6 protein-coding genes and 1 pseudogene are annotated in these 10,716 nt (G+C 38.7%); 2 read left to right on the top strand and 5 right to left on the bottom strand.

Translation table 11 applies throughout. From position 1 onward, the window contains the following. Positions 1 to 262: 262 nt before the first annotated feature. Positions 263 to 1,435 carry a molybdopterin-synthase adenylyltransferase MoeB gene (moeB, locus tag AC2JBO_RS21050; RefSeq protein WP_496955606.1) on the top strand — a complete coding sequence of 391 codons (1,173 nt, stop codon included), beginning with the start codon at positions 263 to 265 and terminating at the stop codon, positions 1,433 to 1,435. Between the two features lie 197 nt (positions 1,436 to 1,632). Here moeB and AC2JBO_RS21055 read toward each other — a convergent pair whose 3' ends face one another. After that, a complete protein-coding gene (locus AC2JBO_RS21055) occupies positions 1,633 to 2,577 on the bottom strand; it encodes a choice-of-anchor A family protein (protein WP_496955607.1) in 945 nt (314 codons plus the stop codon). Between the two features lie 359 nt (positions 2,578 to 2,936). Here AC2JBO_RS21055 and AC2JBO_RS21060 point away from each other — a divergent pair, with 359 nt between their 5' ends. Beyond that, the gene (locus AC2JBO_RS21060; RefSeq protein WP_496955608.1) at positions 2,937 to 3,746 is read left to right on the top strand and encodes an SDR family oxidoreductase; all 810 of its coding nucleotides are present in this window, start codon (positions 2,937 to 2,939) and stop codon (positions 3,744 to 3,746) included. Here AC2JBO_RS21060 and AC2JBO_RS21065 read toward each other — a convergent pair. From AC2JBO_RS21065 to AC2JBO_RS21080, 4 genes and pseudogenes are all read right to left on the bottom strand, one after another. Beyond that, positions 3,741 to 6,896, bottom strand: coding sequence for a CHASE2 domain-containing protein (locus AC2JBO_RS21065; RefSeq protein ID WP_496955609.1), 3,156 nt, complete (start codon positions 6,894 to 6,896; stop codon positions 3,741 to 3,743). The genes AC2JBO_RS21060 and AC2JBO_RS21065 overlap by 6 nt on opposite strands. 53 nt (positions 6,897 to 6,949) lie before the next feature. Further along, complete coding sequence (locus AC2JBO_RS21070) at positions 6,950 to 7,681, bottom strand: DUF928 domain-containing protein (protein WP_496955610.1); 732 nt, start codon at positions 7,679 to 7,681, stop codon at positions 6,950 to 6,952. Between the two features lie 80 nt (positions 7,682 to 7,761). Continuing rightward, the gene (locus tag AC2JBO_RS21075; protein ID WP_496955611.1) at positions 7,762 to 10,338 is read right to left on the bottom strand and encodes a CHAT domain-containing protein; all 2,577 of its coding nucleotides are present in this window, start codon (positions 10,336 to 10,338) and stop codon (positions 7,762 to 7,764) included. After that, positions 10,298 to 10,716 (bottom strand): annotated as a pseudogene (locus AC2JBO_RS21080) (hypothetical protein); the annotation flags it as partial. The pseudogene AC2JBO_RS21080 and the gene AC2JBO_RS21075, both read right to left, overlap by 41 nt.

Here is a 10,716-nt window from a genome sequence, read left to right on the forward strand (position 1 = left end):
GCGAATAGGGGGTAGTACCCATCATTTCATGAAAACAGGCGTGTAGAGACCGAACATGTAAGGTCTCTACATTTCCGGAAATGACGCAAAATCGTGATACTGAGGGGTCAAACCTATCATTCGCCAGCGGTATCCTTATAGGGTGTGGTGGTTGTGATGTGGTATTGGGATGCAAAATAATAGGTAATAAACATTTGAATGATGTCACCATAATTAGGTAGGATAATAAATCCGCTCCTGTAAGAATTGATAAGCGCGTTAAATGCTGAACCCAAATTTAGATGAAGTGCAGCTGACGAAGGATGATTACGAACGTTATTCCCGCCATCTGATTTTGCCAGAAGTTGGCTTGGAAGGACAAAAACGTCTCAAAGCTGCTAGTGTATTGTGTATTGGTACGGGTGGACTAGGTTCGCCATTGTTGTTGTATTTGGCAGCAGCAGGGATAGGACGCATCGGTATTGTTGATTTTGATGTCGTCGATACTTCAAACTTGCAGCGTCAAGTTATTCATGGTACGTCTTGGGTGGGTAAACCAAAGATTGAGTCGGCAAAAAATCGGATTCATGAAATTAACCCTTATTGTCAGGTTGATTTGTACGAAACCCGTATTTCTTCTGAAAATGCCCTTGATATTATCCGTCCGTATGATGTTGTTATTGACGGTACTGATAATTTTCCCACACGCTATTTAACGAATGACGCTTGTGTTTTGTTAAATAAGCCCAATGTTTACGGTTCGATTTTCCGATTTGAAGGACAAGCTACGGTCTTTAATTACGAGGGTGGTCCAAACTACCGTGACTTATATCCAGAACCACCACCACCAGGAATGGTGCCATCATGTGCAGAGGGTGGAGTACTAGGAATTTTACCTGGAATCATTGGTATTATTCAAGCTACCGAAGCCGTTAAGATTATTTTAGGCAAAGGTACTACTCTTAGCGGGCGCCTGTTATTATACGATGCGTTGAATATGAAATTCCGCGAATTAAAACTGCGTCCGAACCCAGAGCGTCCAGTCATTGAAAAGTTGATAGACTATGAACAGTTCTGCGGTATCCCACAAGCTATTGCAGAGGAGGCTAAACAGCAGATGGATATGTCCGAAATGACGGTTCAAGATTTAAAACAGTTACTCGATAGTGGCGCCAAGGATTTTGTGTTGCTAGATGTCCGCAACCCCCACGAGTACGAAATAGCCAAAATTCCAGGTTCGGTTCTAGTACCTTTGCCCGACATTGAAAGTGGTGCAGGTGTTGGTCAGGTTAAAGAATTACTAAATGGTCATCGTTTAGTAGTTCACTGTAAATCAGGCGCCCGTTCCGCAAAAGCACTTGGTATCCTCAAAGATGCCGGAATTGATGGTACTAACGTTAAAGGTGGTATTTTAGCTTGGAGTAAAGAAATAGATACCTCAGTTCCAAGTTATTAACCTCCTACCCCCCTGCAAGGGGGTTTAATATTAAAATAAAGAGTTATTAATATTTTTCTCACCTTGATATTTCTACTTTCTTTGTATCATAAGTGTTCTTTTTAGTCTTCCTAAATAATGCCCAGCCTTTTATATATAGGACTTACGCATTTTAACGAAAAACTGTTTCAAGCGAACGTAGTGAAGCATCTTTAAATTTATGCTTTGCAGTTATTACGTTTTTTAATTACAATACCAGCAAGTAGTCCTAGTCCTAGAAGAGAAGCTGGTTCTGGAACTGATTTTGGTTCTGCAAAAGTGGGAATGTCGGGTAAGTCACCGTCGAATAGGTAATTGTGTGATTCACCGTTACCTTCTAAAGATGCTACAATTACGTTGCCGTTAATTTGTGCGTTGTTGAAGTTGAATTTGGCAAGCGGCGCCAGTATACTTCCTTGAATACCAATACCACTAGCGGTAATATTAGTAGCTTCAAAGAAATTGTACAGCACTTTATTGCGGTTTGTACCTGCAATATTAAATCCAAAGTTTTGCATTGAAATGTCTTTACCACTGACATTGACAACAACGGTAGAGTTTGGGTCTGCGCTAATGTTAAAAGTGTTGGTTTTCGATAAATCTGCACCCAAGAGGTTGAAAACGTTGAAGTTTGTAACGCTTCCCAATAGATCAATACCACCCCAAGGTTGAACCGTTGTTTTACCTGTTGGAGCTAAGGTTGATAAGTGTATGGAAAGTTGTCGGAGTTGGTTTGCTGCTGCGTTAAAGTCAACTGGGGCAAGTTTTATAAGTTGTCCTTGAGGTATACCGACGTTGCCCGCTACATTTGCAACACCACCATAAACAGCATTGCCATTATACACTTGCCCGTTACTCATCGTTAAGTCACCACCAGCAATGACTACATCACCACTGTTTGATGCTAATCTGCTACCAATTCCTCCAACATAGTAAATATTACCACCAGCAGCAAGCTTTCCTTCAATGTCTGTAAATTTCTGCTGAACATCTCCTATTACAAACACGTTGTAATTCGATGCTGCTCCTAGTTCAGCAGCTTTCGCTTCACCCAAACTGATAAACAATGATGCAGCAACTGGAACAGTTACTATTCCCCAGCGAATACTGTTTTTTAATGTCATAGCTTAATCTTTTAACGCTTATGCTGTTAAGCACCTCGTTGATCTTATGTTCTATTATTGTCACTTGACTTGGGTATTTGCAAGGGTTTTATACAGTCTTTATTCTTTAAAGTATTATCTGTAATTTCTACGAATTAATTTCATATATTAATTGGCTGGGTGCGTGACGCTACTAGAATTGCGCTTCGTTTGAGAATCTTTGTAGCGTCACGCACCCTACTTTTGTATACAAAGCAATAAGATGATTGAAATAAATTCAGCATAAAGAGAGAAGATATATTGTTATACGCTGTGTTAATTTATTAATATGAGTATGGCAACGGTGATTCTACTGAAGTGTTATTTGAGAAGGTTAAGATATGGCTGCTGTAAATATATCGTCCGATGATTTGATTTTGGTTACTGGCGCCACTGGGGGTGTGGGACAGTTGACGGTGGGTAAGTTGCTTGAAAAAGGTTACTCGGTTCGTGCTTTAACCCGCAGTCCGCAAAAAGTACAAACAATGTTTGATAACCGTGTTGATGCTGTGGTTGGTGATATTCGGCAAGCTGAGTCTTTAAGAGTGGCTGTTGCAGGCGTAAAATATATAATATGCTGTACAGGCACAACTGCATATCCTTCTGATAAGTGGCAGTTTGAGTCTGACTGGAACTGGTTTGAAGCTTTATTTGACTCACAAAAGTTGAAGCAAAAAGCAAAAAATAGCCCTGAACAAGTTGATAATATTGGTGTTACAAATTTGGTAAATGCGGCGCCACGTGATTTAAAACGGTTCGTTTATGTCTCTTCTTGTGGTATTCTGCGTAAAAATCAATTTCCGTTTTCGCTACTTAATGCTTTTGGTGCTCTTGATGCCAAACAAAAGGGTGAGGAAAATATTATAAAATCTGGATTACCCTACACTATTGTTCGTCCAGTTAGATTAATTGACGGCCCCTACACTTCCTATGACCTCAACACTTTACTCAAAGCTAGTACCCAAGGGAAATTAGGTGTAGTGATTGATATAGGTGATAAAGTTGTTGGACAAACGAGTCGTATAGATGTGGCAGCAGCTTGTGTTGAATGTCTGACTTATACAGAAACCGAAAACAAAATATTTGAGTTGGTTAATCAAGGCAGGCGCCCTGATATTATTGACTGGCAAGCTTTATTTGCAACATTATAGAAACTGGGTTTCTTGTTCGTCTCGATAAGACTCAATACTTTGGGCGATAATATCGAGACGGAAGTTATCAACTAAATGATTCAAAGCTTCTGCAAGACTAGCGTAGGTATCAGGAATATCTTTGATAAGTTCGATGATTGATTCATCGTTTAAAGATATTGCAGCGTAATGTAATTTACCTATCCACTCTTCAGACATGATTTGAAGTGAGTCAGGATGTAATTCGAGTGTTAGAGGCTGTTGATTATTGTTGATTTTTGGCTCGTGTTTTGTAGATTCAGCGTATGTATACTTAACGTTTAAATATTTGGCTATTTGATTGTAAAGCAGTTGTTCACTGACTGGTTTCCCGACAAAAGCATCACACCCAGCTTTGATAAACTCTTCTTTTTGTTCTTCAAATGTACTTGCTGTTAAAGCAATAATTACAGTATGAGGGTGTTGTTGTTGAAAGTTGTCTGGAGATTCGTAATGACTATATCGGTTGTTTTCGGTTTGTTCAAGCTCTCTAATTTTTTGCGTAGCTTCATAACCGTCCATTACTGGCATTCGCATATCCATAAGTATAAGATGCGGGCGCCAACGAATCCAATTTTCTACTGCTTCACTACCATTGATAGCTTGTCGTACCTCAAAACCTATCGGAGAAAGTAGTTTCAATAATAAAAGTCGATTTTCTTCTACGTCTTCAGCAATTAAGATACGGTAGCTTGGCTGATTTTTGGCTAACCCTGTAATCTGATAAGTTGGCGCCACATCTTCTATTAATACATGTGCGGCATAATTAAACTTGATGTCAAAACAGAAAGTTGAACCTTGATTAAGAACACTGCTAACTTCAATATCTCCACCCATTAGCTTAACGTATTCTCGACTAATTGCCAATCCCAAACCCGTTCCTTCCATTGACTGACGACCAAGTTGGGTTTGAACGAAAGGGTTAAATAGGTTATCAAGGTCTTGATATTCTATTCCAGAACCTGTATCCGTTACTTCAAACACAAGTCGCTGAAAATTTGTTGGTTCATTCATGTCTTGACTAATATTATTATTATTCTCATTATTATCAGCTATTTGTTGTTTTCTTGAAAATAAGTTTTGTAGTTTAGATAGTTGACGATACTGAGGAATCGTAAACAGTTTGTACCTTTTCGTAAATTTGTCAATAGATATATTCTTAGATGTGTTTTTAGGTAAAACAGTTTGTTTTGTTGAAAAATACTGATTTACAGTTTCTCGAAGTATGTCAAACGCAGAATGTGATTGATTTGTATGAGTATTTGGTTGTTGTGCTGATTTTAATGGTGATGCCAATTGTGATGTAAGTAATTGGGGAATTTGCGCTTCCACTAATTTAACATGCAGGGTAACGCTACCTTGAGTAGTGAATTTTATCGCATTACCTAATAAATTAATCAGAATTTGACGCAGTTTGCCTTCATCTGCACTGATATACTGTGGGATGTTGCCAACAAATTCAAATTTGAATTCCAAACTCTTACTTGTTGCACGCAATTGCAGCATTTTGTGTATTGAATCTAACAATGCATACAAATCAAAGGTTTTTTCAACTAATATTGTCCTACCTGCTTCAATTTTGGACATTGACAATACGTCGTTAATTAGCTCTAGTAAGTGTTTACCACTACGATTAATAATTTCAATATGCTGTTTTTGGTCTAATGTTAACTGCTCGTCGCGCGCAAGAATTTGGCTAAAACCGAGAATTGCATTTAAAGGAGTACGTAGTTCGTGACTAACGTTAGCTAAAAATGAAGTTTTGGCAATGCTCGCAGACTCAGCTTCTTGTCTCGCAATTTCGAGCGCTATATTTTTCTCCATAAGTTCCTGAGTGCGTTCTTTGACTTTTAATTCTAGTGTTTGAGCGTAATTACTCAAACTTTGATGTGAAAGCTGTATAGAACGCAACAACAAATAACTTCTACTTACAAACGCAGCACTTACTAGTCCTAATAAAGGTGATACTAAAGTTACCCAGTATCCCGCAATAAACATTGAGTAAGTACTAGCTCCTAGAGTTACTATTGCGCTTGGTAATAATATAGTTATTAATAGCAACAGTGAATTAGATTGTGTGCGTCGCTGTGATTTTCGTCCAAATTTCGGTCTAATTTCCCACCCTAGGAAAGCACCTACATTTGACCAAATCAGTATCCACAACCATCCTAGTGGTTCAGATATACCTCGCAATAATTGTCTATCATCTAATGCTGCACTCAAAATTTGACTCGTTAAGTCAGCATGTAATTCGACACCCGACCATGCTGTGTTTATACCATGTGTATATGGAGTGTAAAATTTTTCACTAAAACTTTCTGCAACTGAACCGACTAAGACGACTTTATCCTGCATCAAATCAGGAGGTACTCGGTTTTCGAGGATATCTAAAACTGGAATTTTTGTCACCCCAGGTTGTGAATTGCGGAAATTAGCTAAAATTTGATATCCACCAACATCCGCGCGCACAAAACCTCCTTCATTATCCTGCAAAGGTAAAAATTTAGCCTTTCCCAGGTAAAGCGCTTGCTCTTTTCCATCGCTGATTGGTTTAATATTTAATGTTTCTAAATAAGTTAGCGCTAATTTTGCTCCTAATGTTAAATACGTTCGGTTTTCCCTATCGACTCGTATCGATAGTAAATAGCGTCTGACTTTACCGTCGCTTTCTAATACTAAATCACAAGCTGCTACCTGATTACGAGCGCCGAGTATCGGTGGGGGATCAACGACAGGTCCATTGGCATTGCTGACGACTTTTTGAATACCAATCAAGTTTGGCGTCGATTCATATACCTTCAACAGTTCCTGATTCCCAGGTTCCACTGGTAAATTGCGGTATAAATCCAAGCCAATTACTGCTGGTTGCTGTTGCTTAATTTTATCAAGTAACTTTGCAAGCGTTGCATCATAAATAGGCCAGCTTCTAAAATGAGAAATATCCTTCTCGTTAATGGTGACAATTACAATCCGCTTATCAATAGGCTCGTAAGGGCGAAGTCTGAACCAATGGTCTAACATCGCACATTCAAGCATAGTAAAGGCGCCTGTGAGTTGGAGTGCAATAACAGCAAGTGTAGTAAATACAGCAGTCATTTCAACACTACGCCACCAAAGAATTCGTATTTTCAACCTTTTCCGCATAAATGAGGAGTGGGGAAGTGGGGCAATTAAAAAGTGTGAAGCTAATTTGCCGTTGCAATTATATTTAGACTTAAACCAACGGAAGTTAGCAGTTCGTTCCAAGTTTTCGCAAGTTGGAAATCGTTTGGTTCTTTTTCTTGAAGTTCGATAAGTGTTGCGACAGCATCGTACCAATAACCATTTCTGGCATAGAGCGAGATACGTTGAATAGAAGAAGACGAAACTAACTGCTGCTCCAAGTTCTGACTCAATGGTACGTATTCAATCCAACCATCGACTACCAAATCTTCTGTGCGGTCGTCAGGGTTACACGGCAACGCAAATGACCAGTAGTAAGGCTGATTTTTGGCAAGCGCTGGCGCCTGTTGTAAGTTAATCGCAACAACTCCTTCTTTGTTGGTAATGGGTATGTTAATTTGATAAACCCCATTCATTTTGGTATCAAATAAGCTAAATTCTGCAAATGATGCCTTCGTCTTTGGTAAATAAACGTATAAAACCGGATGCTTGCTATGCGATAACCCCATATGCTTATCCGGACTCAAAGCAGTAAGCCTAGGCGTTCTAGCTTTAAAACTTGAATCCCCACAAGCTCTTGAAGGACGCGAACCTCCACCTGCGGTTCCACCACGAGGAGCATCTTTTCTTGGAGGTGGCTCAAAACTAGCACTAATTATACTACTACTCTCATTAATCACACCATTCGGAGTTACTGCTCCAACAAGCGTTGGCGCCAGTAATGGTAATACAATTGCTGTCAAACAGGTTGTCATGACTCTGCACCCGCATACTTTTACAAAAAAATCCATACGCCTTGAGTATACTTTTTTATATATTCACAATTATGTATCCCCTATAGCCAATTGCCAACTAGTATAAAACTTGCCCAGTGATAAGGATGCCTATATTCATCACTTCTAAGTAACTCAATTTGCGCTGTACGCACCGCTTCTGCTTTTGTGGCGCCTCTTAATAGCTCTTTATAAAAAACATTCATAAAGTACGCCGTCGATTCATCGTTGATTTGCCACAACGATGCTAAAATGCTGCGGGCACCTGAATGCACGGCAACCCCCGCAATTCCCAAAGCTGCTAAATCATCTCCTTTTGCTGTTTGACAAGCGCTTAGAACCAGTAATTCAATTGGAGCGACACCTTTTAAGTTACGCTTACCAACTAAATAATTTAGCCTGTTAATATCAAGCTGTTCGTTCCAAGTTTGGATATAAGTTTGTGTGGAGTTGGAACTAAATTGACCATGAGAAGCTATGTGTATAACTGAATACGAAGGATGTTCTAAATTAGCTTGAAGATTTTTAATGGTAAAATCTTGGTTGAGTAATACTTTTGTTGGAGCTAGAGCGCGTAAAGAGTTGATTTCTTGCTCAACTCCAGGTAAAGGTGAGGAATCTTGGTTTTCAATACTAATTCCACCTGCTAATATATTTATTTTATTGGGTGACAAAACTTTGGACTTGAATAACTGCAAATTTGGCGCCACAGCAATTTGAAACTTTTCGATCAAATACTGTTGCCCATCGTATAATGCAGCCATTGGTATATTGCGGAACGAACTGTCCAGAATGAATACAAGCGTCTTGATATTTTTTTGAGTTAAATCAGCAATTGCAGGTTTGATAAGCCAAGTATAGATTTTTTGAGCAATGATTAATCGTTCGTTTTCAAATGAAGTTCGTCTTTGCGAGTGACGCATTTGTTTAATCAAAGTTTTCGTTTGTTCGGCGCCGATTAAAGTAGCATAATGGCGTAAAGGTTTGTTAGGAAGCGAGAGAATAACTTCGATACGGTCGTTGAGGATGATAGGATAAATAACAGCAGCTTGTGTATCGATTTGTTCAATTGAAATTGGTTGACTGTTTAAACAAGCTTGGCGAAAATAATTGGCCAGTTCAGCCATTTGTAACGCTTCGATAGCAGAGCGCGCGTCTATTAAATTAGCTTGCTGCTGTTCTAAAGGAGCATCGGGAACATCCTGCAACAGTAAATCTACTAGTTCTCGATAAACAGGTTCAACGCTTTCACGGAATGAGAACTGTGCATCCTGGTTAATGCCTACCAAATCTTGGCGCAATGACTGTAAAGTTCGATATGCTTCTTTATAGTGTTTTATCGCTTCCAATATATTACCTTTAGCTTTCCAAATTCTTCCTAGCTGCCATTCCCACTGGTAAGTAATATCCCCTGCTTTTCGTGATACTTTATCTAAAGCTTGCTGTGTAAGTGAAATTGCGTCTTGCCATTGCTGTGTTTGTTCATAAAGACCTCCCAAACGTCCTAAAGCTATTGACTCTCCACGAAAATGTCCTAAAGTTTGTGCATCTTTGTAAGCGTTTGTCAACAGTTTTGCTGCTTCGATCAAAAAATCTTGTTTCTCTTGTCTCAATAATAACAATGAATCATACAAGCTTTTCATCTTTATCAAATCGCTTGCTAATTCGATTTGAGCATAAACTTTAGTTTGACAGAGTGGGTAACTGGGTAAAATAGCATAAATTTGTTTTAATATCTCAGTAGCTTCGTTGTAGCTGCCTGAATGAACTAATATTTTCAGCAAATAAATACTAGCTTGTAGTCTAACTGGACTATCTTCGACGGCGCCTTGTTGATAAAATTCTAAAGCTGTTGTTGGTTGATTTTGATCTTCTGCGAGTTTTCCCAAGTTAAGTAATATTACAAATGCTTGTGAAGTCAATTTATTTGCGATGGCTAGTTGATAACTAGAGTTCATTACAGAAAGCGCGCGTTTATAGTCACCAATAACTCGCAGTACATTACCAAGGCTTACTAGTCCAGTTAACTTGAGTTCTGAGTCTGGTTGCTGACTGAGTGAGGTTTTGACTTGTTCGAGAATACTCTTTGCACGGAGAAAATATCCTAACGTTTGTAAAGCGCGCGCAGAATTTAGCTGTGTACCAATAACACCAATCGAATCGTTATCGGCATTATAATATTTCTCAGCCTGTTGAAAACTATCAAGAGCGGCTTCTACATCACCTTGATTAAATAATAACTCGCCATGATTGTTAAAAACGCGGGCGCCAACTTGGGTATCGAAAACTTTGCCATTATGATTAATTAATTGTAGTGCTTGTGATATCGAAGACTGAGCCTGCTGTCGCTGACCATTTTGCTGATATCCTAAAGCCAAATAAGAAAGCATTAAAGCTTGATTTCGTTTATCATTATCATTTACATAACGATGAAGATTATTATTCCAAGCACGAACTGCTTCATTATATAATCCCGCCGTATAAAACACCTGTCCATCAATTACAGCTTCTGGAACAATAAATGTAGAAGCAAAGGTTGGGAAATGAGATAGTATGATAGCCGTAGCTACAATGCTGACAATGAATATACGTAGCTTTTTAATAATAATTTGGCTTCGATACTTGTTTTTGTACACCATTACAAGCGGAAGTTGGGGGAAGTGTATAGTTTGTAACAAGTGTAACTCGACCATTTTCAACTTGCCATGCATTTGCTTCCACAAGTTGATCCCCAATAACTATTTGCCGTTTGCTTTCTTGTTCCAAATGGCGCCAGTCTATCCAGCCAGAACTTAAGCTTAAAGCTTCTGTGGTATTGAGAGGTAAACCACCACGTCCAATAATAATAAACCGATTTGTAGTAGCTTGGTTAGAACAAGTTTGATTAATTTGATTTGATACATCAATAATAGATGTAGGTAATTGAGCAATAACTCGATTCAGATTAACATTGAGAGTACTAATATCAATATTACCCATATTATTGTTAATTTTAGCATCATGAAGTGGAAATGTTG

It is taken from the genome of Calothrix sp. CBUCES-K 9914 (assembly GCF_059640475.1).

What these genes read in the sequence shown, in the direction of transcription:
- moeB (WP_496955606.1), top strand. Translation starts at nt 263, where the DNA reads ATGCTGAACCCAAATTTAGATGAAGTGCAGCTGACGAAGGATGATTAC.
- AC2JBO_RS21055 (WP_496955607.1), bottom strand. Translation starts at nt 2,577, where the DNA reads ATGACATTAAAAAACAGTATTCGCTGGGGAATAGTAACTGTTCCAGTT.
- AC2JBO_RS21060 (WP_496955608.1), top strand. Translation starts at nt 2,937, where the DNA reads ATGGCTGCTGTAAATATATCGTCCGATGATTTGATTTTGGTTACTGGC.
- AC2JBO_RS21070 (WP_496955610.1), bottom strand. Translation starts at nt 7,681, where the DNA reads ATGACAACCTGTTTGACAGCAATTGTATTACCATTACTGGCGCCAACG.
- AC2JBO_RS21075 (WP_496955611.1), bottom strand. Translation starts at nt 10,338, where the DNA reads ATGGTGTACAAAAACAAGTATCGAAGCCAAATTATTATTAAAAAGCTA.